This window comes from Scopulibacillus cellulosilyticus (assembly GCF_042665295.1).
Classification (GTDB): domain Bacteria; phylum Bacillota; class Bacilli; order Bacillales; family Sporolactobacillaceae; genus Scopulibacillus_A; species Scopulibacillus_A cellulosilyticus.
On the sequence record NZ_JBHTCO010000004.1, the window covers coordinates 528,813 to 555,058 of the forward strand.

General features: G+C 41.1%; 28 protein-coding genes. 26 read left to right on the forward strand and 2 right to left on the reverse strand.

Annotated elements, in window-relative coordinates:
• The 5 genes from ACFQRG_RS05785 to ACFQRG_RS05805 are packed head-to-tail and all read left to right on the forward strand — an operon-like array spanning position 1 to position 3,682.
• Positions 1–783 (forward strand): dihydroorotate dehydrogenase electron transfer subunit, encoded by a 783-nt coding sequence (locus tag ACFQRG_RS05785; protein WP_380964650.1) that lies wholly within the window; start codon positions 1–3, stop codon positions 781–783.
• Entirely contained in the window at positions 777–1,709 is a 933-nt protein-coding gene (locus tag ACFQRG_RS05790; protein WP_380964652.1) for a dihydroorotate dehydrogenase, read from the forward strand. Before ACFQRG_RS05785 ends, ACFQRG_RS05790 begins: the two co-directional genes overlap by 7 nt.
• Entirely contained in the window at positions 1,682–2,395 is a 714-nt protein-coding gene (gene pyrF / locus ACFQRG_RS05795) for an orotidine-5'-phosphate decarboxylase (RefSeq protein ID WP_380964654.1), read from the forward strand. The genes ACFQRG_RS05790 and pyrF overlap by 28 nt, the downstream gene beginning before the upstream one ends.
• Complete coding sequence (gene pyrE, locus ACFQRG_RS05800) at positions 2,392–3,051, forward strand: orotate phosphoribosyltransferase (RefSeq protein ID WP_380964656.1); 660 nt, start codon at positions 2,392–2,394, stop codon at positions 3,049–3,051. The genes pyrF and pyrE overlap by 4 nt, the downstream gene beginning before the upstream one ends.
• Entirely contained in the window at positions 3,032–3,682 is a 651-nt protein-coding gene (locus tag ACFQRG_RS05805) for a class I SAM-dependent methyltransferase (protein ID WP_380964984.1), read from the forward strand. The genes pyrE and ACFQRG_RS05805 overlap by 20 nt, the downstream gene beginning before the upstream one ends.
• Positions 3,683–3,703: 21 nt before the next feature.
• Here ACFQRG_RS05805 and ACFQRG_RS05810 read toward each other — a convergent pair whose 3' ends face one another.
• Positions 3,704–5,434, reverse strand: coding sequence for an Rqc2 family fibronectin-binding protein (locus ACFQRG_RS05810; protein ID WP_380964658.1), 1,731 nt, complete (start codon positions 5,432–5,434; stop codon positions 3,704–3,706).
• A 204-nt stretch (positions 5,435–5,638) separates the two neighbouring features.
• On the opposite strand from ACFQRG_RS05810, the gene ACFQRG_RS05815 reads away from it, so the two are divergent.
• The 15 genes from ACFQRG_RS05815 to spoVM all read left to right on the forward strand — a co-directional run bounded on the left by ACFQRG_RS05815 (position 5,639) and on the right by spoVM (position 19,656).
• Positions 5,639–6,520: a YicC/YloC family endoribonuclease gene (locus tag ACFQRG_RS05815; RefSeq protein ID WP_380964660.1), complete on the forward strand. Its 882-nt coding sequence runs from the start codon at positions 5,639–5,641 to the stop codon at positions 6,518–6,520.
• A gap of 59 nt (positions 6,521–6,579) precedes the next feature.
• A complete protein-coding gene (gene remA / locus ACFQRG_RS05820; protein ID WP_380964662.1) occupies positions 6,580–6,840 on the forward strand; it encodes an extracellular matrix/biofilm regulator RemA in 261 nt (86 codons plus the stop codon).
• Positions 6,841–6,857: 17 nt separating this feature from the next.
• Positions 6,858–7,475, forward strand: coding sequence for a guanylate kinase (gene gmk / locus ACFQRG_RS05825; protein WP_380964664.1), 618 nt, complete (start codon positions 6,858–6,860; stop codon positions 7,473–7,475).
• Between the two features lie 2 nt (positions 7,476–7,477).
• On the forward strand, positions 7,478–7,675 hold the full coding sequence (gene rpoZ / locus ACFQRG_RS05830) for a DNA-directed RNA polymerase subunit omega (RefSeq protein WP_380964666.1): 198 nt from the start codon (positions 7,478–7,480) through the stop codon (positions 7,673–7,675).
• Positions 7,676–7,792: 117 nt separating this feature from the next.
• Positions 7,793–9,004 (forward strand): bifunctional phosphopantothenoylcysteine decarboxylase/phosphopantothenate--cysteine ligase CoaBC, encoded by a 1,212-nt coding sequence (gene coaBC, locus ACFQRG_RS05835; RefSeq protein ID WP_380964668.1) that lies wholly within the window; start codon positions 7,793–7,795, stop codon positions 9,002–9,004.
• Positions 9,001–11,427, forward strand: a complete 2,427-nt coding sequence (gene priA, locus ACFQRG_RS05840) for a primosomal protein N' (RefSeq protein ID WP_380964670.1) — start codon at positions 9,001–9,003, stop codon at positions 11,425–11,427. The genes coaBC and priA overlap by 4 nt, the downstream gene beginning before the upstream one ends.
• 39 nt (positions 11,428–11,466) lie before the next feature.
• A complete protein-coding gene (gene fmt / locus ACFQRG_RS05845; protein ID WP_380964672.1) occupies positions 11,467–12,402 on the forward strand; it encodes a methionyl-tRNA formyltransferase in 936 nt (311 codons plus the stop codon).
• A gap of 2 nt (positions 12,403–12,404) precedes the next feature.
• The gene (gene rsmB, locus ACFQRG_RS05850) at positions 12,405–13,760 is read left to right on the forward strand and encodes a 16S rRNA (cytosine(967)-C(5))-methyltransferase RsmB (RefSeq protein WP_380964674.1); all 1,356 of its coding nucleotides are present in this window, start codon (positions 12,405–12,407) and stop codon (positions 13,758–13,760) included.
• Positions 13,761–13,789: 29 nt separating this feature from the next.
• Entirely contained in the window at positions 13,790–14,539 is a 750-nt protein-coding gene (locus tag ACFQRG_RS05855; protein WP_380964676.1) for a Stp1/IreP family PP2C-type Ser/Thr phosphatase, read from the forward strand.
• Positions 14,536–16,599 carry a Stk1 family PASTA domain-containing Ser/Thr kinase gene (pknB, locus tag ACFQRG_RS05860; protein WP_380964678.1) on the forward strand — a complete coding sequence of 688 codons (2,064 nt, stop codon included), beginning with the start codon at positions 14,536–14,538 and terminating at the stop codon, positions 16,597–16,599. Before ACFQRG_RS05855 ends, pknB begins: the two co-directional genes overlap by 4 nt.
• Positions 16,600–16,613: 14 nt before the next feature.
• Positions 16,614–17,495, forward strand: coding sequence for a ribosome small subunit-dependent GTPase A (gene rsgA / locus ACFQRG_RS05865; RefSeq protein ID WP_380964680.1), 882 nt, complete (start codon positions 16,614–16,616; stop codon positions 17,493–17,495).
• 2 nt (positions 17,496–17,497) lie between these two features.
• Positions 17,498–18,139 carry a ribulose-phosphate 3-epimerase gene (gene rpe, locus ACFQRG_RS05870; RefSeq protein WP_380964682.1) on the forward strand — a complete coding sequence of 214 codons (642 nt, stop codon included), beginning with the start codon at positions 17,498–17,500 and terminating at the stop codon, positions 18,137–18,139.
• A 118-nt stretch (positions 18,140–18,257) separates the two neighbouring features.
• Positions 18,258–18,809 carry an energy-coupled thiamine transporter ThiT gene (thiT, locus tag ACFQRG_RS05875; RefSeq protein WP_380964684.1) on the forward strand — a complete coding sequence of 184 codons (552 nt, stop codon included), beginning with the start codon at positions 18,258–18,260 and terminating at the stop codon, positions 18,807–18,809.
• 1 nt (position 18,810) lies between these two features.
• Complete coding sequence (locus ACFQRG_RS05880) at positions 18,811–19,479, forward strand: thiamine diphosphokinase (RefSeq protein ID WP_380964686.1); 669 nt, start codon at positions 18,811–18,813, stop codon at positions 19,477–19,479.
• Between the two features lie 96 nt (positions 19,480–19,575).
• Positions 19,576–19,656, forward strand: a complete 81-nt coding sequence (gene spoVM, locus ACFQRG_RS05885) for a stage V sporulation protein SpoVM (RefSeq protein ID WP_380964986.1) — start codon at positions 19,576–19,578, stop codon at positions 19,654–19,656.
• Positions 19,657–19,915: 259 nt separating this feature from the next.
• Here spoVM and rpmB read toward each other — a convergent pair whose 3' ends face one another.
• Positions 19,916–20,104 carry a 50S ribosomal protein L28 gene (gene rpmB, locus ACFQRG_RS05890; RefSeq protein WP_380964688.1) on the reverse strand — a complete coding sequence of 63 codons (189 nt, stop codon included), beginning with the start codon at positions 20,102–20,104 and terminating at the stop codon, positions 19,916–19,918.
• A 163-nt stretch (positions 20,105–20,267) separates the two neighbouring features.
• On the opposite strand from rpmB, the gene ACFQRG_RS05895 reads away from it, so the two are divergent.
• From ACFQRG_RS05895 to plsX, 6 genes are all read left to right on the forward strand, one after another.
• Positions 20,268–20,639, forward strand: coding sequence for an Asp23/Gls24 family envelope stress response protein (locus tag ACFQRG_RS05895; protein ID WP_380964690.1), 372 nt, complete (start codon positions 20,268–20,270; stop codon positions 20,637–20,639).
• A 100-nt stretch (positions 20,640–20,739) separates the two neighbouring features.
• Positions 20,740–21,399: an L-serine ammonia-lyase, iron-sulfur-dependent subunit beta gene (sdaAB, locus tag ACFQRG_RS05900; RefSeq protein ID WP_380964692.1), complete on the forward strand. Its 660-nt coding sequence runs from the start codon at positions 20,740–20,742 to the stop codon at positions 21,397–21,399.
• A 29-nt stretch (positions 21,400–21,428) separates the two neighbouring features.
• Positions 21,429–22,319, forward strand: a complete 891-nt coding sequence (sdaAA, locus tag ACFQRG_RS05905) for an L-serine ammonia-lyase, iron-sulfur-dependent, subunit alpha (RefSeq protein ID WP_380964694.1) — start codon at positions 21,429–21,431, stop codon at positions 22,317–22,319.
• Positions 22,320–22,321: 2 nt separating this feature from the next.
• On the forward strand, positions 22,322–24,364 hold the full coding sequence (gene recG, locus ACFQRG_RS05910; protein WP_380964696.1) for an ATP-dependent DNA helicase RecG: 2,043 nt from the start codon (positions 22,322–22,324) through the stop codon (positions 24,362–24,364).
• A 303-nt stretch (positions 24,365–24,667) separates the two neighbouring features.
• Complete coding sequence (gene fapR, locus ACFQRG_RS05915) at positions 24,668–25,255, forward strand: transcription factor FapR (protein ID WP_380964698.1); 588 nt, start codon at positions 24,668–24,670, stop codon at positions 25,253–25,255.
• Entirely contained in the window at positions 25,239–26,243 is a 1,005-nt protein-coding gene (gene plsX / locus ACFQRG_RS05920) for a phosphate acyltransferase PlsX (RefSeq protein WP_380964699.1), read from the forward strand. The genes fapR and plsX overlap by 17 nt, the downstream gene beginning before the upstream one ends.
• The last annotated feature ends 3 nt before the right edge of the window (positions 26,244–26,246 follow it).

The following is a 26,246-nucleotide window of genomic DNA, read 5'->3' on the forward strand; positions in this document are numbered from 1 at the left end:
ATGATGATTGATAAGATGATCGTTATCCAAAACAATCAAATAGCAAAAGATATATTTGAACTAAAGGTCAAAGGGGCTCTCGCTGCACATGTGAGAGAACCTGGACAATTTGTTCATATCAAAGTCGGCGGTTTTATCGATGCTATGTTAAGACGTCCGATCAGCATTTGTGATGTCGACAAACAAGATCAAGTGATGACAATGATCTATCGTGCTGATGGCAACGGAACGAAAAGATTGTCACAATATGCTGAGGGTGAAGAACTTGAGATATTAGGGCCGCTTGGCAACGGCTTTCCAATCGAAACAGTGAAAGCGGGTTCGCATGCCATTTTAGTAGGCGGGGGCGTCGGTGTCCCTCCGCTCTACTACTTATCAAAGCAATTGAAGGAAAAGGGAGTGCAAGCGACCCATATTCTCGGTTTTCAAACAGAAAATATCGTGTTTTATGAAAAAGAATTCAAAGACTTAGGTCCAACTTATGTCACTACGGTTGATGGATCGAAAGGTACTAAGGGATTTGTCACAGATGTATTAACAGAACATGATTTTGCCTATGATGTCATGTATGCCTGCGGGCCGGTTCCGATGTTAAAAGCATTAGAAACCGGTTATAGTGCCAAACCCCTTTATCTGTCACTGGAGCAGCGGATGGGGTGTGCTATTGGCGCATGTCTGGCCTGTGTTTGCAAGACCCAAGATCCGCAAGATTCACGAGGATACAGGAAAGTATGCAGTGATGGGCCAGTTTTTAAGGCCGGAGAGGTGATTTTGCCATGTTAAATGTTTCGCTGCCAGGATTAAATATGAAAAACCCTGTTATGCCAGCATCCGGCTGCTTTGCTTTTGGACGTGAATTCAACCAGTTTTATGATCTTAACGAACTCGGAGCCATCGCCATCAAAGCAGCAACGAAAGAAGCCCGTTACGGCAACCCGACACCGCGGGTGGCGGAAACGCCCGGCGGCATGCTTAATGCGATTGGACTGCAAAATCCCGGTGTCGATAAAATTATCAGTGATGAACTTGAATGGTTGAAACAATTTGAAACGCCAATCGTCGCCAATATCGCCGGTTCACAAACTGAAGACTACGTTTATACTGCGGAACACTTATCGAAACAGAGCCGGGTTAACGCCCTTGAACTTAATATTTCTTGCCCAAACGTTAAGGAAGGCGGCATCGCGTTTGGTACGATTCCTGAGGTTGCCGCTGAATTAACGGCAAAGGTTAAGACCGTGTCAGAAGTACCCGTATATGTCAAATTATCTCCTAATGTGAGCGATATTGTTGCAATGGCAAAGGCTGTAGAACAGGCCGGTGCTGACGGTTTATCAATGATTAACACCTTGCTTGGCATGAGAATTGATTTAAAAACCGGAAAGCCGATTTTAGCCAATAAAATGGGCGGCTTAAGCGGACCAGCCATCAAACCGGTGGCGATTAGAATGATTTATGAAGTGAGCCAGCATGTAAACATACCAATCATCGGAATGGGCGGTATTGAGAATGCAGACGATGTGATTGAATTTTTCTTAGCCGGAGCCAGTGCTGTCGCTATCGGCACGGCAAATTTTGTCGATCCGCTTTGCTGCCCGAAAATCATTCGTGAGCTGCCGAAAAGGTTAAAAGAAATGAATGTTAACCATATCAACGATTTAAAAGGAAGGAGCTGGCGGTCATGTCAGGAGACGTTATCATCGCATTAGATGTTGCAAACAAACAGGAATTATCATCGTTATTAACAAAAATTGATCGTAAGCATCTTTATGTCAAAGTGGGCATGGAGCTGTTTTATCAAGAAGGTCCTGAACTCGTTAAGGATTTAAAACATCTTGGTTATCAAATCTTTCTCGATTTAAAGCTTCATGATATTCCGACAACCGTTTATAAAGCGATGAAGGGTCTTGCCAAACTGAATGTTGATATGGTTAACGTTCATGCTGCCGGCGGTCAAAAAATGATGAAAGCGGCGCTTGCAGGGCTTGAAGAAGGAACGCCATCAGGCGCTAAGCGTCCGCTTTGTATTGCTGTCACACAATTAACAAGTACGGATCAACAAATATTAGAGAATGATATCCTTATTCATCAGCCGTTAGATCAGGTTATACTAACCTATGGAAGAAAAACCTATGAAGCAGGTCTTGATGGTGTCGTTTGTTCGCCGTTAGAAGCCGGAAAGGTTAAGGAACACGTGTCACAGGACTTTTTAACAGTAACGCCGGGTATCCGTCTTTCTGGCGACAGTGCGGACGACCAGAAACGTGTCACAACACCAAAAAAAGCGAGAACGCTCGGCAGTGATTACATTGTCGTTGGCAGAAGTATTACAGGGGCGCCTGAACCAGGGGCAGCCTATGATCGGGTTTTAAAAGAGTGGAGGAATGAATCATGACAGAACAAATGACAATTGCTGAGAAACTCCTTGATATTAACGCAGTTATTCTAAAACCGAATGACCCTTTTACATGGTCATCCGGATTAAAATCCCCGATTTATTGTGATAATCGATTAACGCTTGGTTATCCTGAAATAAGAAATATGGTCGCAGATTATTTTGTTAAAGTGATTAAAGAAAAGTACCCTGAGGCTGAAGTCATTGCCGGTACAGCTACAGCCGGTATCCCCCATGCGGCATGGATTAGCGACCGTATGAATTTGCCGATGGCTTATGTGCGCGGTTCTGCTAAATCACACGGAAAAAAGAAGCAAATTGAAGGACAAGTGTTGCCGGGACAAAAAGTTGTCATTATTGAAGATTTAATTTCTACCGGAGGCAGCGGTATTAAAGCAGCTGAAGCTATAAAGGAAGCCGGTGCTGAGGTTCTAGGCGTTGCAGCGATTTTTTCTTACCAGCTTCCAAAAGCAACTGAAAACTTCGAAGCACATGGATTAGATTGGACCACATTAACTGACTTTGAACACTTGATTGAGCTTGCAATTAATAAGAAAATAGTAACAGAACAGCAGCTTGAACAATTAAAATTGTGGCACCAGAATCCTGACAGCGAGGAGTGGTATTTTGCGAAAAATGCCGGGGGAGGAATTTGACGAGCTCGTTGATTTCTTTGATAGGATGGCACAAACGAAATGGCTCAGTACCATCCATGAACAGCTCATTAATCAAACAGGATCTTGGAATGGTCTAAGTGTTTTGGATGTTGGCTGCGGTACAGGCCGGCTCTTGTTAAAAGGCGGAAAGAATGCGGAAAGACTAACTGGTATTGACTTGTCAAGCAAGATGATTGACAGGTGCCGGAAACTTGCCGGGGAAGCAGATTATCAACATTGTGAGTTTCTTGTCGGAGATGCCTATCATTTGCCTTTTAAGGATGAGAGCTTCGACCTTGCCTTGTCAACATGTGTCATGTTTTTACTCCCAGAACCTGAAAAAGGTGTTGGTGAGATAGTACGGGTCATTAAGCCCGGCGGAAAAATGGCGATGCTTAATCCATCTGTTCACATGACAGAACAGGCAGCAAGCGGCTACTGCAGCAAACACCAAATTAAAGACTTTGAAAAAACAGCAATGAAACAATGGTCAAAAGTAGCAACAAGACGTCACAGTTATGATGAGGGCGCATTAAATACTTTATTAACCAGTTTAGGATTTGGATCTGTTGAACACTTGCCTGTATTAGATGGACTGGCTTTTATCACAACAGCAAAAAAAGCTAAATAACTTAAAAAGGCCATCCGCTCCTCAAGATTGATGGGCGGATGGCTCTTTGCGCATTTTTATTACAAGCTGCTCGTCGGGTGTCACATAAACGGTTTTTTGATGATCGTATATAACAAATCCCGGCTTCGCGCCGCTTGGCTTTTTAACATGCTTGATCAGTGTATAGTCAACCGGAACGCTGCTTGACAGTTTTGATTTGCTGAAATAGGCTGCAAGATTGGCGGCTTCCATTAATGTTTCATCCGAGAAGTCCTGACTTCTGATCACGACATGCGAGCCGGGGATATCCTTCGTATGCAGCCATGTTTCATTGCTGTTAGCTTCTTTCGTTGTTAAGAAATCATTTTGTTTATTGTTTTTGCCAACTAAAATGAGAGTGCCGTCAGTTGCGGTATACTTCTCTAATTGCGGCTTTTGTTTTTTATTTTTCTGTTTGCCTCTGTTCTTTCTTTTAAGGTAACCGCCATCTTCCAATTCTTCACGGATTTCATCAATGTCTTTTAAAGACGCTGATTCAATTTGCTGCAGGAGACGGTCAAAATAGTCAATTTCTTCTTTTGTTTTTTCTATTTGTTTCTCAACCATGTATTTTGCATTTTTAGCCTTATTATATTTTTTAAAATAACTTTGGGCGTTCTCTGATGGTGTTTTATTAGGATTTAGCGGGATGATGATTTTACTTTGATTTTCATCATAATAATTAACAGCTTCCAGTTCCTTATCGCCCTGTTTAATCATATGCATATGCGCGGTTACAAGCTCGCCGTATAATTGAAAGGTTTTCGCTTCTTCCGATTCTTTTAACGTACGGTATAATTTTTTAAGCTTTGTTTGATTCTTTTTCTGTTCATTGATCATAAAATGGCTAAGGTCACCGGCACGTTGTTTAACCTGATCAGATTCCGATTTGATTAAATAATAATCTTCAAGCATTCGGTGAACATCATCGTAAAATTTATGCTGTCCTGATTGATGAGTCATATCAATGACATGGAATTGGTCTTTGCCTTGCTTTTCGTAGACAATATTCGGCTTGTAATCTCCTTGCTTTATTTGGTTTTGAACAGCAAAAAAGGACTTTAAAATCGCATCTATTGTCGGTAAGCCGGCCCGGTGTATAATTTCTTTAGCTAACTGCGGTGAAAAACCGCTGATATTCTGAACGAGCTGGCGATCAATTTTTCCAGCATTTAAATCAAGAACTTTTAATAAATCATTTTCGCTAACTTTAAGCGGATCATATTTATTTTGCGGCGGGGGAGATACATATGCTTGTCCCGGAAGAACTGTTCTGTAACGATTCACGGACGGCGAAAGATGTTTTATACTGTCAATGATGCGCCCTGAATCTTTCTCTGTTAAAATAATATTACTGTGTTTACCCATTAATTCAATAATTAACCTTTTATAGACAGTATCACCCAGTTCATCTCGTGAACGAAAATCAATGTGAATAATCCTTTCAAATCCGTCCTGGCTGATCTGATCGATGATGCTGCCTTCCAAATGCTTTCTTAACAGCATGCAAAACATCGATGGTTCTTTCGGATTTTCCATGGCGGCAGTGATCAGATGGCACCGCGCGAATTGGGCGTTTGCTGAGAATAATAGCTTATAATTTTTTCTTTGGGAGCGAATATGGAACAATAAATCTGTCTTATGCGGTTGATAAATTTTTGTCACTCTGCTTCCGGTCATCATTTGTTGTAATGATTCGGTTACAGCACGGGTGACAATGCCATCGTAAGCCATTGGATATCTCTCTCCTTTATTGCTTCATCGTATGTACAAAGACTGTACTGGATAGGCTTCAAGATTAATGTAGTCAAATCTATTATAGCATGGTACGCGGCTTAATACATGTGTTGCCTATTATATACAGTAAGAAGAAGGAGAGTGTCCATCACTTGTTGGCAACCGTAAAGTTGTATAAAATAATATCGTGGATGTGATAATATGTTTCTGAGTATGACGGGATTTGGACGAGCATTTAACGACACCGGAAGACACCGGATCAGCGTTGAGATTAAATCTGTTAACCATAGATACTTAGATATTTCATTAAATATTCCCAGACAGCTGCTTTATTTAGAGGATAAAATAAAACAAATCATTAAAAAGTCTGTTAAACGGGGCAAAGTTTATTTATACTTAACGATTGACGGTGAACCCTTGTCAACGCAAAAAGTCGACATCAATTGGCCGATTGTTGAACAATACATAACTGCCTTCCATCAATTACAAGAACATTATTCGATAAAAGATAATATTCAATTATCCCATCTTTTAGCGTGCCAGGATGTTTTTGCGGCGGATGAAACAACGATTGATTTAGATGATGTAGAGGATGATATTTTACAAACTGTTGAACAGTCAGTTGAAGGGCTGTATGCCATGCGCCGCCAAGAAGGAGAGAATATTGAACAAGATCTTTCCGAACGCCTTAAAATTCTCGATAAAAAGATTGAAGAATTAACGGCTGAGGCGCCGCATGTTAAAGAGCAATATAAACAGCGGCTTGAAAAGCATGTCAAAGAATTTTTAGAAGGACATGCGGAAATAGATGAACAAAAACTTTATAATGAAGTGGCTGTTTTCAGTGACAAATCAAATATTGATGAGGAGTTAACGAGACTGGTCAGCCATATTAACCAATTTACGGCCTTTATGGCTCAGACGGAACCGATAGGACGTAAACTCGATTTTCTTATTCAAGAAATGAACCGTGAAATTAATACAATTGGCTCAAAGGGCAATGATGCGGCAATCAGCCGTTATGTTGTCGATATCAAAAGCGAAATAGAAAAAATCAGAGAACAGATACAAAATATTGAATGAGATTGATCGGACTTTTTGAATTTCCTAAACAGATGTAAAAGTAATTGGGGGTTAATTTTATGATAAAATTAATAAACATAGGCTTCGGCAATATTGCCTCAGCTAATCGGATTATCTCTATTGTCAGTCCGGAATCACAGCCCATCAAACGGCTAATTAAAGTTGCCCGTGACCAGAATAAACTCATTGATGCTACCTATGGCCGGAGAACACGGGCGGTCATCGTCATGGATAGTGATCACGTTATATTATCATCGGTTCAACCGGAGACGGTATCGCAAAGGCTCGTACAAAATGAGGATGATAATGAAGAAAGTTAATATGTGGAGGAACAAAAATGTCTTTTAAGGAAAAAGGTTTGCTTGTTGTTTTATCAGGGCCTTCGGGTGTCGGAAAAGGTACCGTTTGCCGGGCGCTTAGAAGCCGGGGTACCGATCTGCAGTATTCAATTTCAGTGACGACACGCGCCCCCCGCGCAGGAGAACAAGAAGGCGTTCATTACTTTTTTAAGTCAAAAGAAGCATTTAAAAAAATGATTGAAGAAAAGAAACTTCTTGAATGGGCGGAATACGTGGGCAACTATTACGGTACGCCGATAGATTATGTAAAACAAACGCTTGATCAGGGGCAGGATGTTATTCTTGAAATTGAGGTGCAAGGTGCACTGCAAGTAAAGAAAAACTTCCCTGAAGGTACTTTTATTTTTCTTGCGCCCCCGAGTCTGTCAGAATTGAAAAACCGCATTCAAGGCAGAGGAACGGAAACGCTTGATCTAATCGAAAACCGTTTGAAAGTCGCCAAAGATGAAATTGACATGATGAAATATTATGATTATGTTGTTGAAAATGATCAGGTTGAAAAAGCATGCGATCGTATTGAAGCTATTGTAACAGCAGAACATTGTAAACGAGAGCGCTTAGTTGAAAAATATAAAAAATTGTTGGAGGTTGAATAACAATGATGCTTTATCCTTCTTTGGACCGCCTTTTGGAAAAAATTGATTCTAAATATACGCTTGTCACATTATCAGCCAAGCGGGCTAGAGAGTTGCTCAATGATGACGTGCCTATGCTTGAAAAGACAAAATCGGATAAGTATATAGGCCAGGCGTTAGAGGAAATTAATGAAGGTTTAATAACTTTAGGAAACAGATAGAATAGCAACAACCTCTTGCAGGTTGTTGTTTTTTCATATGACTGCGTTTTCACAAAAACAATGCCTATTTGAACAACTAACAGAACGTCTGATTCTTCGTCATAAGGAGAGATAACATTGACGGTAAAAAACAAATGTATTTTATTATGTGTAACTGGAGGTATTGCGGCGTATAAGGCAGCTGTCTTAACAAGTATGCTGAAAAAGGCAGGTGCTGATGTGCGTGTTTTAATGACAGCATCGGCAAAACAGTTTGTCGGTCCGTCAACCTTTCAAGGATTGTCCAGGCAGCCGGTTTATGACGATTTATTTACTGAACATAATCCGGAGCAGATTGCTCATATCGATTTGGCTGACCATGCCGATCTCGTCATCGTTGCCCCGGCAACTGCGAATATCATAGGTAAAATGGCGGGCGGCATTGCTGATGACATGGTTACAACAACGATCCTTGCAACGAAAGCGCCTGTCTTTATTGCGCCGGCGATGAATGTGAATATGTACCGGCACCCAAGTGTCACTCAAAACATTGAACGTCTAAAAAATATCGGTTATCGGATGATTGAACCCGGCGAAGGGCTCTTAGCCTGCGGATGGGTTGGACAAGGCAGACTAGCTGAACCTGAGGATATTTTTCAAGCGATTGTGACTTATTTTGATGAGCCCAAAGGTCCTCTCAGCGGGAAAAATATCCTTGTTACAGCCGGTCCGACACGTGAAGTGATAGATCCGGTCCGTTACTTTACTAATCACTCATCAGGGAAAATGGGTTATGCCATAGCCAAAGTGCTTCGGGATAGAGGTGCGAATGTTACACTTATCTCAGGTCCTACCCAATTAACGCCGCCGGATGGCATAAATGTGGTGCACATTGAATCAACACTCGAAATGTACGAAGAAGTAATGAAACGATATTCCGATGTTGATGCAGTTGTAAAATCTGCGGCTGTTGCAGATTATAGACCGAAATATACAAGTCAGCATAAAGTGAAAAAGAAAGATGGGCCGATGACAATTGAAATGGTCCGTAATCCTGATATTTTAAAAGAATTAGGCGAGAAAAAGGAACGGCAAATTTTAATAGGCTTTGCCGCTGAAACGAAAGATGTAGCTGAATACGCTAAGAAAAAATTAACAAGTAAAAATTTAGATTTAATCGTTGCCAATAATGTATTGGAAGCGGGTTCCGGTTTTCAGTCTGACACAAACCGCGTGACATTCTTTTACCGAAATGGAAAGGTTGAGAGTTTCGATCTTCTTTCTAAAAATATAGTGGCTGGTCACTTGGCGGACGCTCTTATTTCCATGTTAGAAGTGAATAGTAAATGATCGCTAAAGTTATCGTTGATGTACCTGTTAAGCAAACAGATAAGCCTTTTGACTACTTCATTCCGGATTCATTTTTGCCGTTAGTCCAGCCGGGGATCAGGGTCGTTGTGCCATTTGGTCCAAGAAAATTGCTCGGATTTGTCATTGACATCGAAGAAGAATCCCAGCTTACAAACCTAAAAGAAATAGAGTCCATTATAGATCACGAACCGGTGTTAACTGACGAATTAATTGAACTGGGTGATTGGTTATCGAAAACAGCGCTTTGTTTAAAAATTTCCGCATACCAGGCCATGCTGCCGGCGGCTATGAAAGCAAGTTATAAAAAATATCTTATTATCACTGATGGCAAAGAATTAAATGAACGCTGGCCGGGATGTTTAACCTTTTTGACAGACTATGAAAATAAAGAATGGGCACAAATTCTTAAAACAGCTTCACAAGAAGAGATAAGTATTATTCAAAAAGCGTTGCGCGAGAATATGGTTGCTTTAGAGCAAGTCGTTCATGATAAAAGTACATCAAAAAAAATTAAAATGATTCGCACGGAGCTTACCAAAGATGATTTGCAAAAAGCCTATGATCAATTAGATAAACGGGCGAAGAAACAAAAGAATGTTCTTGCCTATTTTTTAAACGAAGATCACGGCACCCCAATTCCATTAACCAGCCTGATTAAAAAGGCTGATGCCGGAAGATCCGCCATTAATCATCTGGTTGATAAAGGGTTACTTATCGAGGAGGAAGTTGAACAGTTACGGGATCCTTACGCTCATTCAGAAATAGAAAAGACAACCCCGCTGCCTTTAACAAATGAACAGCAGGGTGTTTTAGAACCGATTGTTCAAGACATTGAAGAAGATAAGCATCAAGTCTATCTTTGCCATGGTGTAACTGGCAGCGGTAAAACGGAAATTTATATGCAAGCGATTGATAAAGTGATTAAACAAGGAAAAGAAGCTATTGTTCTTGTACCGGAAATAGCTTTGACGCCGCAAATGGTTCATCGCTTTAAAGGACGATTTGGTTCAGACGTCGCCGTCCTTCACAGCGGCCTAAGCCGCGGGGAGAAATATGATGAGTGGCGCAAGATTAATCGCGGCGAGGTCAGTGTTGTTGTCGGCGCCCGTTCGGCAATCTTTGCTTCTTTTAAGAAGCTTGGCATTATTATTATTGATGAAGAGCATGAAACAAGCTATAAGCAGGAGGAAAATCCGAGGTACCACGCGCGGGATGTAGCCATTTTTCGCGGGCGTTTTCACGGCTGTCCGGTTGTTTTAGGAAGCGCAACACCTTCGTTGGAATCCTATGCCCGGGCGCAAAAAGGGGTTTACAAATTAGCGCCCCTTTATAATCGTATTAATCAGCAGCCTCTTCCGGAAGTGATGATGATTGATATGCGCGAGGAGCTGAGAAGCGGCAATCGGTCAATGTTTTCCAAACCGTTATTTTCAAAATTGACCGACCGGTTGGAAAAAGGCGAGCAAAGTGTGTTGTTTTTAAACAGACGGGGATATTCAACCTTTGTGATGTGCCGTGATTGCGGTTATGTGATTGAATGCCCGCATTGTGACATTTCTCTGACATACCACCGACGCCAAGGCAGGCTTAAATGTCATTATTGCGGATACGAAGAGTCTCTTCCCGACCGCTGTCCATCATGCGAAAGTGAATATATGCGATACTTCGGCACCGGAACGCAAAAGGTGGAAGAGGCCCTTACCCAGTTATTGCCTGAGGCGCGGGTAATCAGAATGGATGTTGACACGACAAAGAAAAAGGGGGCACATGAAAAATTACTAAAAGCTTTCGGGGACGGGAAAGCGGATATTTTACTAGGTACACAAATGATTGCAAAGGGATTGGACTTCCCGAATGTAACGCTTGTCGGAGTGCTTGCCGCTGATTCTATGCTGCACCTTCCCGATTTTCGGGCTTCTGAGAAAACCTTCCAGTTGTTAACCCAGGTAGCTGGAAGGGCGGGCCGTCATCATTTAAAAGGAGAAGTTGTTGTGCAAAGCTATACCCCGGATCATTATGCAATAGTCGATGCCGGCGCCCACGATTATCAGGGATTTTATCAAAAGGAAATGTATGCACGTCATCAAAGGCAATATCCGCCGTACTTCTTTTTAACGTTAATTACTGTATCGCATCCCGATTTTCCAAAAGTCGTTGATGTGACACAAAAGATTACCCGGTTTTTAAAACAAAAATTAACCAACAAAGCAATGATCCTTGGACCGGTAGCACCGCCAATCCCGCGTATCAAAGATAGATATCGCTACCAGTGCATGATAAAATATAAAAATGAGCCTGACTTAATTAAGATATTAAAGGAATGTCAAAATCATTTTCAGGAAGCTTATACAAAAGATGCTCTAAAAATAACAATAGATATTAATCCGTATTTATTGATGTAGTAACCGTGTATGAAGTAATTTGATAAAAAGGATGATAATATGAACGTCGTTTTTATGGGAACACCTGACTTTTCAGTTCCAGTATTACAACAATTGATTGATGACGGCTACCTTGTTAAAGCTGTTGTCACCCAGCCTGACCGTCCAAAAGGCAGAAAAAAACAACTGACGGCTCCGCCGGTTAAACAGTTGGCTTTAAAACATAAGATCCCGGTGCTTCAGCCTGAAAAAGTTAGGGAACCGGAAGCCATTCGCGCGATATTATCATATGAACCTGATCTTATTGTTACAGCTGCTTACGGACAAATTCTGCCGGAATCATTACTCAATGAGCCAAGCTTTGGGTGTATTAATGTTCATGCTTCTTTATTGCCGGAGTATCGCGGCGGGGCACCGATTCATAAAGCGATTATTGACGGCAAGGAAAAAACTGGCGTTACGATTATGTATATGGTCAAAGCATTAGATGCAGGGGATATGCTGTCTCAAGTAGAAGTACCTATTGGCGAAGATGACAATGTCGGTACAATGCACGATAAATTAAGCGCAGCAGGTGCCAAATTGTTATCACAAACGATTCCTGATTTAATTGCTGGTAAAATTACACCTGTGCCGCAAAACGAAGATGAAGCAACGCTGGCGAGAACAATAAGCCGCAAAGATGAAAAAATTGATTGGCATATGCCGGGAGAAGCCATTCATAATCTGATAAGAGGCCTGAATCCGTTCCCTGGCGCTTATTCAACATTAGAGGGAAAAGTGCTTAAAATATGGCGCTCAAAAAAAGTACATTATCAGCAAAAGGCGGAAGCCGGAGAAATTATTCAAGTGGATAAGGACGGCTTTGTAGTTGCTACCGGCAATACGACAGCAATAAAAATATTAGAATGTCAGCCTGCAGGCAAAAAGAGAATGTCTTGTGAACAGTTCCTTAGAGGCGTCACCTTGCCGCAGGGCATCAGGCTAGGAGATTAAACATGGCAAAACCAATGACTAACCCAAGAGAATTAGCCTTGGATGTTTTAATAAGAATTGAAAAAAACCATGCATACAGCCAGCTATTGCTGCACGAAACAATCAAACGCCACCCGTTAAATAAGAAAGACATCGGATTATTGACACAGCTTGTCTACGGTGTCATACAAAGGCGCCTAACATTAGATTATTATTTACATGCATTTATTGATAAGAAAAAGAAAATAGATGCATGGGTAAAGTGGCTGCTTTATTTATCGATCTATCAGAAGGTATATTTGGATAAAATACCTGACCATGCTATTGTTAATGAAGCGGTCAATATTGCCCGGCGCCGCGGTCATAAAGGGATTGTCGGCTTTGTTAACGGTGTCCTTAGACAAATGATAAGAAAGGGATTTCCTGATCCGGCGGATATTACACCTGAAAATAAACGCTTGTCAATTATGTACAGCCACCCTTCCTGGCTCTTGGAGCGATGGATTAACCTTTATGGACTAGACGAGGCATTGGCCATTTGCGAAACAAATAATCAGCCGGCGCCAGTCTCGGTTCGGGTTAATCCTCTTAAGACAGATGTTCAGAGATTGATTCAAACACTTGCAGATGCCGGTATAGAGGCGGAACCGGGGGCTGTTGCACCGGAGGCGGTAACAATTATAAGCGGCAATGCGGCTGACACAATGGCTTATAAGGAGGGTCTGTTTACAATCCAGGATGAAAGTTCAATGCTTGTTGCACATGCTTTAGACGCCAAACCAGGGATGACTGTTTTAGATGCTTGTGCAGGACCTGGCGGGAAAACAGGGCATATCGCCGAAAAAATGGACAATCATGGATCCATTTGTGCGCTCGATTTGCACGCCCATAAAACAAAGCTTATCGACCAACAGGCGAACCGTCTGGATATCGATATCATACATACTAGAGCCCTTGATGCCAGAAAAGCGAATGACGTTTTCCCTGCAGAAAGTTTTGACCGTATTCTCATCGATGCACCATGCTCCGGGTTCGGTGTGATTAGAAGAAAACCTGAAATAAAATGGGAAAAAACCGAAAAAGATGTTGAGCAAATTGCTAAAGTTCAAGCGGATATTCTTGATCAGATTGCACCGCTCGTTAAAGCAGGCGGTAAGCTTGTATACAGTACATGTACGATAGACCGTAAGGAAAATACCGATACAGTTAACCGTTTTCTAAATGAACATCCCGAATTTGAGTTGGATGAATCCCTAATTAACCGGATGCCGGATATTGTTGGTCAGCATGGTCAATGGCAAAATGGCGGTATGGTTCAAATACTGCCGCAGCAATTCCAAACAGACGGATTTTTTATTTCTTGCCTGAAGCGGATTTGAATATCACATAATCGTAAGGAGGCGGCATATTGAAAGCTGTATTAAAGACCGATTGCGGAAAAGTCAGAACCCATAATGAAGACAGCGGCGGCATTTTCGAACAGGGTGACCGTCTGTTAGCAGTTATTGCCGATGGTATGGGCGGTCACAGGGCAGGAGATGTCGCCAGTCAATTAACTTTAAAGTATTTACAAGAAAAATGGGAACAGTCGGATGACCTGAAATTGGATGTTGCTGAAGCTGTTGAATGGTTAAACGAAGCGATTGTATCCACTAATCAGGAGCTTTACCGGTATGCCAATGAACATGAAGAGTGCCGGGGCATGGGAACAACAATTGTTGCTGCGCTTTGCTTTAATGAACATCTGATTGTTTCTCATGTTGGTGACAGCCGCTGTTATTTTTCAGATTCAAAGGGTGATTTAAAACAAATAACAGAAGATCATTCTCTTGTTAATGAATTGGTGAAGTCAGGCCATTTGTCAAAGGCTGATGCTGAATATCACCCAAAAAAGCATGTGATAGTCCGCGCGTTAGGTACTGATCCCGAAATAAATATTGATACCGTGATTATGACGTGGACAGACAACTGCAAATTATTATTATGCTCAGACGGTTTGTCTGATAAATTATCGGATAAAGACCTTCAAAATGTTTTGAACGAAAACGCATCCCTTGAAGAAAAGGCTGAAGCACTTATTCAATTTGCCAATAATGCCGGGGGCGAAGACAATATTACTTTAGCCATTGTTGAGCATACAGATGGTGAGGATTTATGATTGGTAAAAGACTAAGCGGAAGGTATGAAATTATTTCCCGCCTTGGCGACGGGGGCATGGCGATAGTTTATAAAGCACGGGATCTTATTCTGGAACGGCTGGTAGCCGTTAAAATTTTGCGAAGCGAATTTTCTAATGATGACGATTTTATCCGGCGTTTCCATAGAGAAGCGGAGTCGGTTTCCAGTCTTTCTCATCCTAATATCGTCAGTATTTATGACATTGGCGAGGAAGATGATTGTTATTTTATCGTCATGGAATATGTTGATGGTGAGACACTAAAGGATTTTATCAAACAACATTCGCCAATCCCAATTGCTGAAGCGGTTTATATTTTAAAACAAATCGCTCTGGCCCTTGAACATGCCCATGATCATGGTATTGTTCACCGGGACATTAAACCCCATAACATCTTGATTGATGAACAGGGGGGAGTAAAAGTTACCGACTTTGGTATTGCAGTAGCCATGAATTCCGCTACGATTACATTTACAAACTCTATTATGGGATCAGCACACTATTTATCTCCCGAACAGGCTAAGGGAAGTAAGGCAACTATTAAGTCCGATATATATGCGTTAGGGATTGTGATGTACGAATTATTAACCGGCCGGCTTCCTTTTCCGGGCACATCACCCGTAACAGTCGCTTTGAAGCATTTAAATGAGCAGATGCCGCTGCCAAGCGAATACCGGTCTGATATCCCGCAAAGTTTGGAAAATATCGTTATTAAAGCAACAGCAAAAAGCCCTGAAAAACGTTATGAAAATATGCCTGAGCTTTATAATGATCTCTCGACAGCCCTGAATCCGGACAGACAAAATGAACCGCGGCTTGTTCTTGCGGATGAAGACGAAGATGATGAGGAAAAAACAAAGATTATCCCGGCAATTAAACCTGATAATCATGAAGAATTAAATGATGCGCCAGCACAAGATACTGCAAACAATAATCAAGCAGAACCAAAAAAGAAAAAAGGTAAAAGGATACTGTGGATTGTTATTATTGCTATTATTTTACTTATCGGAGCAGGTGTCTTGGCCGTAACTGTTATGCCTAACATTTTTTATGTACATGATACGACTGTACCAAACGTCAAAGGGAAAACATATGATCAGGCGATGGATATACTAAAAAAACATCATTTATATATTGACCGTAAAGATATTCCTGACAATAAGGTTAAAAAGAATCACGTTATAAGAGAGAACCCTAAAGAAAATTCAGAAGTCAAAGAAGGGTCTACAGTCACTTTATATATCAGCGAAGGCCCAAAAAAGATAAGCGTAGGCGACTATGTCGGTTATGAAAAGAGTTCTGTAAAACAACTTTTAAAAGATAAAAAGTACAAAGATATTGTCTGGAAAAAGGAAGCATCTGATACTGTTTCCGCCGGTGAAGTGATCAGTCAGGATCCATCCCCCGGTGCAGAAGTAGTCGCAGCAAACACCGTATTAGAATTGACGTACAGTACAGGTGCACCGCAAGTCACCGTCCCTGATTTACAGGGAATGTCAAAGGATGATGCCGAGACCACGCTTCGTAACAACCAATTACAAGGTCAGTTCAAGGATGGTGACTATTCTGATAATGTCTCAAAGGATCATGTGCTGAAACAGGATCCGGCCAACGGGGCGTCAGCCGATAAAAACTCAACAGTGACAGTTTATTTATCAAAAGGGAAACAGCTTAAACCGCAAAAAGTAGAGAAAAAAATTACGGTACCTGTTGATGAAACCGCTCAGGCGGATAGCATTACTCAAGATGACGAAAAGAATAATTCACAAAATGATGACAAGAATAAACAGGACGATAATAACAAAAATGATCAGAATGGCGATGACAATAAAAAACAGACACCAGAGCCTGTTCACATTCAAATATATTATACCGACGCAAATCATGACAACGACGTATTTGTTGATGAGAAAATCACGAAAACAAAAACTTATAAGCTGCCTTTAACAATAAAGCCGAACGACAGCGCCCATTACAAAGTATTAGTGGATGGACAGGTAGAAAAGGAAGAAACTGTTAATTATGACGATTCTAAAGAATAAATGAGGAGGGTTTTATGCCAGAAGGAAGAATTATCAAGGCATTAAGCGGTTTTTATTATGTTAAAGATCACGATGAGGTTGTACAATGCAGGGGACGGGGAAACTTTCGGAAAAAGAAAGTTTCCCCTCTTGTCGGCGATATTGTCACTTTTGAAGCTGAACAGCCGACAGACGGCTATATTCTTGATATTAAGGATAGGAAAAATGAATTGAACAGACCGCCTATTGCTAATGTTGATCAAGCGATACTTGTTTTATCGGCTAGTAAACCGGCCTTTGATGATGTGCTGCTTGACCGTCTTTTAGTTCATATTGAATCGAATGATATTACACCGCTTATTTGTATAACAAAACTTGATTTAGTAAGTAATGATAGTCAAAATACCATTAATCAATATGTTGAATGTTACCGGCGTATCGGCTACCCTGTTTTATTAACGTCAAGTAAAGCGGAAAAAGGCATTGATGAATTCAAACGGCATTTGGACGGCAGGATCAGTGTTGTCGCCGGACAATCCGGTGTTGGCAAATCATCTTTGTTGAATACACTTGACGCATCATTTAATATTGATACAGATGAAATATCCCGCCATTTAGGGAGAGGCAAGCATACGACCCGTCATGTAGAACTGCTTCAAGTCGGAAACGGATATATTGCCGATACACCCGGATTCAGTTCATTGGAGTTTACGAATATTGAAGAAAAGGATCTATCGCTGTATTTTCCAGAAATGAGAAAAGTAAGCTCCGAATGTAAATTTAGGGGATGTACGCATATAGCCGAGCCGAAATGTGCGGTAAAGGAAGCGGTCAAAGATGGATTAATAAGTGAACATCGATACCAGCACTACAATCAATTTTATGAAGAAATAAAGAATAGAAAGAGGCGTTATTAAAAATGCGGATAGCACCATCTATATTAGCGGCAGATTTTGCGAACTTGGCGAATGAAGTAAAGGATGTAGAACCATATGTTGATTTGTTACATATAGACGTCATGGATGGTCATTTTGTACCGAATATTACAATGGGTCCCAATGTTGTCCAAGCCCTGAAACCGTTAACCAAATGTGAATTAGATGTCCACTTAATGATTGAAAATCCTGATAAATATATCCCTGAATTTATCAAAGCAGGCGCGGATATGATCTCGGTTCATGTTGAGACATGTCCGCATTTGCATCGAACGATTCAGCTCATTAAGCAAGCCGGTGTGAAAGCTGGTGTTGTGCTTAATCCGGCAACTCCTATCGAAACTATTAAAACAATTTTGCCGGATGTAGATTTTATTTTGATTATGACCGTTAATCCCGGTTTTGGCGGACAAAGCTTCATCACTTCCATGCTTGAAAAAATTAAGGAAGCCAAATCTATGATTGAAGAAAAGGGACTTAATGCAGAGATCGAAGTGGACGGCGGAATTAATCCAGAAACGTTACAGGCTTGCAGTGAGGCTGGTGCAAGTATATTTGTAGCCGGATCAGCGATCTTTAATCATGAAGATCGTAAGGCAGCGATAGAACAACTTCGGGGTGCTTAGTGTTATACAGCTGTACGCCTTATCAGAGGTGTACAGTTTTTTTGCACTTTAATAATGTCTGTGTTCATTTTAATATTTTCTGCAAACCCCTATTTCCAGAAAGGAGCAGCAAACGTTAATGCATAACACTCACATTAAATTAATGACAGAAACGGCCCTGATGATAGCGTTAAGTGTTGTACTCAGCTTTATCCAAATCAGGGGTCCATGGGCAGCAGGCGGATCGATATCTCTGGAAATGGTACCTTTAATCATTTTATCATTACGTCAGGGTGTCAAATGGGGTATGATTGCCGGTATTATTTACGGGTTATTAAATTTTATGTTTAATCCTTATTTTGTACATCCGGTTCAACTTATTTTAGATTATCCGCTTGCATTTGGATTGCTTGCTTTATCAGGCTTTTTTAATCTGAAAAGCAATGATTCTAAGGCATTGATGTTAATCAAAGTTATTTTAGCGGTTACGATTGGATGCTTTGCAAGGTTTGTCAGCCATTTTGCTTCAGCTATGATATTCTTTGGGTCTGATGCTCCTAAGGGTCAGCCGATAGCTGTTTATTCCTTTGTTTATAATATCAGCTATATAGGTCCTTCCTATATTATTACTTTGATTGTCCTTATTTTAATAGTATTGACGGTTCCGCAGCTTGCAAGGAGGCAAAAATAAAATGAAAGAAGTAGCTATATTGGCCGGGGGCCCTTGGAAACTCGTTCCGCCGTTTAACAGTAAAGAGCTTAAACGGTGTGAATGGGTGGGTGTTGACAGGGGGCTTTATTATTTGATAAAGGCAGGTATACGTCCTGTTCGCGCCTTCGGCGATTTTGATTCAATCAGTGAATCAGAGCGCCTGCAGATAGAGAAGGAACATATTGATTTGACCATTTACCCTGCCGAAAAAGACGCGACAGATATGGAACTGGCTGTTGACTGGGTGATAGAGCAGCAGCCGGAACGCTGTTATATTTTAGGGGCTACCGGCGGAAGAATGGATCACGGTCTTTTGAACATACAATTATTATATAAAGGTTTACATACAGGCACAGAATTTATTATTATCGACAAACAGAATCAGATCACGCTTTTAAAACCCGGGTCATATGATGTTATCAGGCAAGAAAAATTCCCTTATATTTCATTTGTACCTTTTTCAAAGAAAATAACAGGCATTAATTTAAATGGATTTAAGTATTCTTTAGAAAAGGCTGAACTTTTTTTAGGATCATCATTATGCATCAGTAATGAATTAATTCAGCCTAAAGGGACGATTTCCTTTGATGACGGCTTGTTGCTGATGATAAAAAGTTGCGATCAGGACAGCCAAAAAATCGGGTTATAGGGTACTATTTTATTTTTGGTGAATATACTAGTAACAAGTACTCTGTTTTTATAGGTTTATAGAAGGTGAATGGCGTGAAATGCAAGGAGGATGAGCATGAAATTTTACACCATTAAATTACCGAAGTTCCTTGGCGGGTTTGTAAGGGCTATCCTCGGTTCGTTTCGCAAAGGATAAACACAAAAAGACGAGGACGCGTGCGGGTATTGCCGCTTGTTGAATATTACGGGCGGCATAAGAATGACACTTAAAGAAAGTGTCAGCTTTCTTTAAGTGAAAACAAAAAAGCACCCTGGCAGGTGCTTTTTTATACTGTCAAAATTTTATCTTGGCAACTTGGATGAAGATTCAGCACAGCTGCCAGGATAAGGCTGACAGTATTAGTGCAACCAGGCAGTTGTCTATGCCTTAAGGCTTGACACCAGCCAAGTTTTCTTTACACGCGTTCTACTTTGCCAGCCTTTAAAGCTTTTGTAGAAACATATACGCGTTTAGGTTTTCCATCGACGAGAATACGTACTTTTTGTAAATTTGCTTTGAACTTACGTTTAGACTTATTTTCAGCAAATGAACGATTTTGACCGAACTTTGTTGTTTTTCCTGTTACATAACATTTACGTCCCATTACTTAAACCTCCTTGCTGCTAAATAACAAATACGACATAATGTTATCATGAGTTGAGCTTTAGCGCAATAGAAACCTTGTATAAACGGCATTTAAACTTTAAAAAAATAGATGCTTATAGTAAAATAAGAATAGATATCGTACTTCAAAAAGGGGGTACCTTATGACTATAGATATTGATACAACCTATGGACAGATCAATGTTTCGTCGGAAGTCATAGCAACGATAGCCGGCGGAGCGGCTGTGGACTGTTACGGGATTGTAGGAATGGCGTCCCAGCATCAGCTGAAAGACGGTCTGACCGAATTGTTGGGACGGGATAACTTTGGCCGGGGGATCGTCGTTCATAATGAAGATGATAACCTGACCATAGATATGTACATTATTGTAAGTTATGGAACGAAGATATCTGAGGTGGCGCGCCTTGTTCAAACAAAAGTAAATGAGACAATCGAGCAGATGCTCGGAATAAAAATTGGCGCTATTAATATTTTTGTTCAAGGTGTCAGGTTAAAAAACGGGCAAATGATGTAATTTTTTCTGTACGCGAGTTAAATCTTTAAAACGCTTACAATGCTAATTTTATAAAATCGTAATAATAAATGCAGATAAAATGAATAATGAGGTGAACAGCATGAAATATCGCAGCGTTTTTGATATTATAGGTCCAGTAATGATTGGGCCTTCCAGTTCGCATACTGCCGGTGCTGCGCGGATCGGGCGCGTCGCGAGGCGGTTATTTGGGCATATGCCAAAAAAAGTTACCATTCGTTTATACGGTTCTTTTGCCAAAACTTATAAAGGCCACGGGACAGATGTCGCCTTAGTTGGCGGTCTTTTAGATTTTGATACCTTCGATGAACGTATCGTAGACGCATTATCTCTTGCTGAAAAAGCAGGCATGGAAGTTAACTTTATTGAAGATGACAGCGTTCCCGACCATCCAAATACCGCGCGTCTTTTTCTTGAAGATGGAGATAATAAACTTGAAGTCGTTGGCGTATCGGTGGGCGGCGGAAAAATTGAAATGACTGAATTAAATGGTTTTGAGATCTCTCTCTCCGGAAGCCAGCCGGCTTTATTCGTTGTTCATCATGATCGTTATGGTGCAGTTGCAGCTGTGGCAAGCATTCTAGCAAAACATGAAGTTAACATTTCATATATGGAAGTTTCCAGAAAAGTAAAAGGCGATATTGCATTAATGATCATCGAGACGGATCAAGAGGTCGCCGATGATATAGCAAAAGAAATTCAAGCACAACCTAACATGTTAAATGTAGCTGTAATGGCTTAGAGTAGTGTACTTAGAGGAGGTCTTGCAGCGTGTTCCGAACAGTTGCAGAACTAGTAGAAATTGCTGAAAAGAAGAATATATCCGTATCAGAAGTAATGATATTAAAGGAAATTGATGAAACAGGGAAATCCCGGGAAGATATATTTGAACAAATGGGGCAAAACTTACAGGTCATGGAGGATGCCGTTGAGCGCGGAATTAAAGAAGGTGTTAAGTCCCATTCCGGTTTAACAGGCGGAGACGCCGTACTATTGCAAAAATATATTCAATCAGGAAAGGCGCTTTCTGGAGATACATTGTTGGATGCTGTCAGCAAAGCCGTTGCCACAAATGAAGTTAATGCAGCAATGGGGACGATTTGTGCAACGCCTACAGCCGGTTCTGCCGGTGTCGTCCCAGGTGTTCTTTTTGGATTAAAACCTAAACTTAATCCATCACGCGAACAAATGATTCGTTTTCTTTTTGCTTCAGGTGCCTTTGGATATGTTGTTGCGAATAATGCTTCTATCTCCGGTGCTGCGGGAGGTTGTCAGGCAGAGGTCGGTTCCGCTACAGGTATGGCTGCGGCAGCTGTTGTCGAATTAGCCGGAGGAACCCCGGAACAATCCGCACATGCTATGGCGATTGCCCTTAAAAATATGATTGGGTTAGTTTGCGATCCTGTTGCCGGTTTAGTCGAAGTGCCTTGTGTGAAACGTAATGCAATCGGTGCCTCAACAGCTATTGTTGCAGCAGATATGGCGCTTGCCGGCGTTAAAAGCCGCATTCCTTGCGATGAGGTGATTGATGCCATGTATCAAGTTGGACAAATGATGCCGACAGCTTTAAAAGAAACAGCCATGGGAGGCTTGGCAATGACGCCAACGGCTCAAGAAATTGAGGCGAAAATCTTCGGTTTTGCCAAGAACCAACAGAAATAATCATGTTGACAGACAATACAAGCGTTACTGAAATTAAAGGCATAGGTCCGGAAACTGCCCAAGATTTAGAAGCAATTGGTGTTAGGACGGTTAATGACCTTTTTGAATATTTCCCTTATCGGTATGAAAATTATGAGCTTAGAGATCTTACAACAGTTAAACATGATGAAAAAATAACGGTTGAAGGGAAGGTTCACAGCGAGCCTTCTCTCCGTTATTTTTCGAAAAAGAAATCGAGATTAACAGTCAGGGTTTTTGTTGACCGTTTTTTGATAACTGCAGTCATGTTTAACCGCCCTTTTTTAAAAAAACAATTAAAAATCGGGGATACGCTAACTTTGACAGGGAAATGGGATCAACATCGGGCTGCAATTGTTGTCTCGGAGTTTAAAAGAGGGGTGCAAAAACGTGCCTCTCTTATAGAACCGGTCTATCCTGTAAAAGGTAAACTTACTGTTAAGCAGATTAGAAAATTTATGACAACGGCCTTTAACCAATATTCATCAAACATCATTGATCCCCTGCCTGCGGTACTGAGGCAAAAGTATCGTTTGATTAATCGGATGGAGGCCCTTAAGGCTCTTCACTTTCCATTGGACTACAATCAATTGAAACAGGCCCGGCGCCGGATGGTCTATGAGGAATTGTTATTATTTCAATTGCGTATGCAAGCTTTTAAACAAACAAAACGGGAGAACGGAAAAAGCACAGCTATTCCCGTATCTAAAGAAGCAGTCGACCATTTTATAAAGAGTTTGCCATTTCCGCTGACCAAAGCGCAAAAACGGGTGTCAAATGAAATATTGACCGATTTATCAAAGCCTTACCATATGAATCGGCTGCTCCAGGGTGATGTTGGTTCCGGAAAAACCGTTGTTGCGGCTATTAATTTATTTGCTGTGGCAAGGGCCGGTTTTCAAGGCGCTTTAATGGTGCCAACAGAAATTTTGGCAGAACAGCACGCTGAAAGTTTACAAGATTTGCTGTCCCCTCACGATATGACAGTTGCTCTTTTGACGAGCGCCGTTAAAGGAAAAAAGAGACAAGAACTGTTAAACCGGTTAGAATCGGGAGCTATTGATATTCTCATCGGCACTCATGCAGTTATCCAAGAGGATGTTAATTTTAAAAAGCTTGGTTTAGTCGTTACCGATGAACAGCATCGTTTTGGTGTTGAACAAAGAAGAACCCTGAGATCTAAAGGGGAAAATCCTGATGTCTTGTACATGACTGCAACACCTATACCAAGGACATTAGCGATTTCAGCTTTTGGAGATATGGATATTTCAACGATTGATGAATTGCCGGCGGGGAGAAAATCGATTGAAACTTATTGGACGAAGCACGACATGCTTAACAGGGTGCTTGCCTTTGTAGAAAGGGAGCTTAAAAAAGGAAGACAAGCCTATGTCATTTGTCCGTTAATTGAGGAATCAGAACAACTGGATGTCCAAAACGCGATTGATGTCCATGCCCAGCTTCAGCATTGCTTTAAAAGCTTTAATGTTGGTTTAATGCATGGCCGTTTGAGCGCTCAGGAGAAAGATGAGATAATGGCTGGTTTTAAAGATAACCGGTTTCAGGTTTTGGTTTCAACCACCGTGGTTGAAGTCGGTGTTAATGTGCCTAATGCTACTTTAATGGTGATATATGATGCCCAAAGATTCGGTTTGGCCCAGCTTCATCAGCTTCGCGGCCGAGTAGGCAGAGGCAGTGAACAATCTTATTGCATATTAATAGCTGATGCAAAATCGGAAATAAGCCAAGAGCGGATGCGCATCATGACTGAGACTACAGATGGATTTAAATTATCTGAATATGATTTGCAATTGCGCGGCCCTGGTGACTTTTTCGGTCAAAAACAAAGCGGTTTGCCTGATTTTAAAATAGCCGATGTTGTCCACGATTATCGTACCTTAGATGTTGCAAGGAGCGATGCCGAGGCAATGATTCATTCTAAATCCTTTTGGAAGGATGAAGCCTGCTTCTATTTACGTAAAATTTTAGCGGATTCAGGTGTATTTGAAAAAGAACGATTAGACTAACAGCTTGAAATGAATTTTATAAACTTTTATACTACTATTGGTACCTAGTCATAAAATGAAACTTCCATCAGTGAGCGGTTTTTTTTCACAGATGGTTAGCTTAGCTACTATTTTTAAATGTTTCTTTTGCGTGCTTTGTGCGGGGGCTTTGATAATTTATCTGCAGAATAGCTCTTCGCGCAGGAGCATAACAGATCGGGGTGTGACCGTCCGTTATTTTCCGCCTGTTTCAATGTTTACCCTGAATTTTACGGCGGGAGTTAACGGACGGTTGCGCCGGAATAAAATGGCGGTGTCAAAGCTATGAGAAAGAATAAGCGGGAACGGCAAAAGCAACTTTTGACAACGATCGAAAACAGTCCTTTTGTTACTGATGAAGAACTGGCTGAAAAGTTCAATGTCAGCGTTCAAACGATCAGGCTTGACCGCATGGAATTATCCATTCCTGAATTAAGAGAACGGATTAAGCATGTTGCTCAAAAAAAATTTGACGATGTTAAAGCACTGCCTTTAAGTGAAGTGATCGGTGAAATCATAGATCTTCAGCTAGATAGAAGTGCGATATCCATTTTAGATATAAAAAAAGAGCATGTCTTTTCGCGCACTGGAATTGCAAGGGGGCACCATCTGTTTGCCCAAGCAAACTCTCTGGCTGTTGCTGTGATTGATGATGAACTCGCGCTTACTGCAAGATCATCCCTTTATTTTACCAGGCAGGTTATGGTCGGGGAACGTGTCGTGGCAAAAGCTCAAGTCAAACGGGTTGAGGCTGACCGAACGGTCGTCGAAGTTAACAGTTTTGTCGGACAAGAACGTGTTTTTCGGGGGAAGTTTACAATGTATCGCTCCCATTTGGAAGGGGGAAACATAAGTAATGAAACTAGCCATTGATGCTATGGGCGGTGATAACGCGCCGTCTGAAATAGTCAAAGGGGCGCTTTTAGCTGCTGATAAATTCAAGAATATACAATTTACTTTAGTTGGTGATCAAGCTAAAATTGAGCCGTTATTGAATAATCATCAGCAGTTTGATATTTTACATACAACAGAAATGATTGAACCTACTGATGCACCGGTAAAAGCCGTACGCAAAAAGAAAAACGCGTCAATGGTACTTGCCATTAAAGAAGTTAAGGAAGGACGCGCGGATGCGGTGATCTCAGCAGGTAACACAGGCGCATTAATGACCGCAGGATTGTTTGGCGCCGGCAGAATCAAAGGGATAGACCGCCCTGCTTTAGCTCCAACGCTTCCGACAATAAATCAAGGACAAGGATTCTTGCTTTTGGATGCGGGTTCTAATATGGATGCGAAACCTGAGCATCTTCTGCAATATGGTATTATGGGTTCTATATATTCTGAAAAAGTATTGGGCAACGATAAGCCGCGCGTTGGATTATTAAATATTGGCGAAGAGCCTGGAAAAGGCAACCAATTAAGCAAACTGACTTATGATCTTTTAAAAGAAGCACCGTTAAATTTTATTGGCAATGTTGAAGCACGGGAATTACTCCAAGGGGCTGCTGACGTTGTCGTATGTGACGGCTTTTCCGGCAATCTTGTCTTGAAATCCATTGAAGGTGCAGCCATGGCGTTATTTTCTTTAATTAAAAACGAATTGACAAGCTCATTGTTTTCAAAAATGATAGCTGGGCTATTATATCCAAGATTAAAAGGCATTAAAAAGACAATGGATTATTCAGGGTACGGCGGCGCATGTTTGTTTGGATTGACGGCGCCGGTTATTAAGGCGCACGGCTCATCTAACGCAAACGCCATTTTTACGACAATTGAACAAGCAAGTCTCATCGTTGAAAAAAATGTTGTAAAAACAATTGAAGACCTCATTCTTAAAATAAATGAAGAATGGAAAAAATAGGAG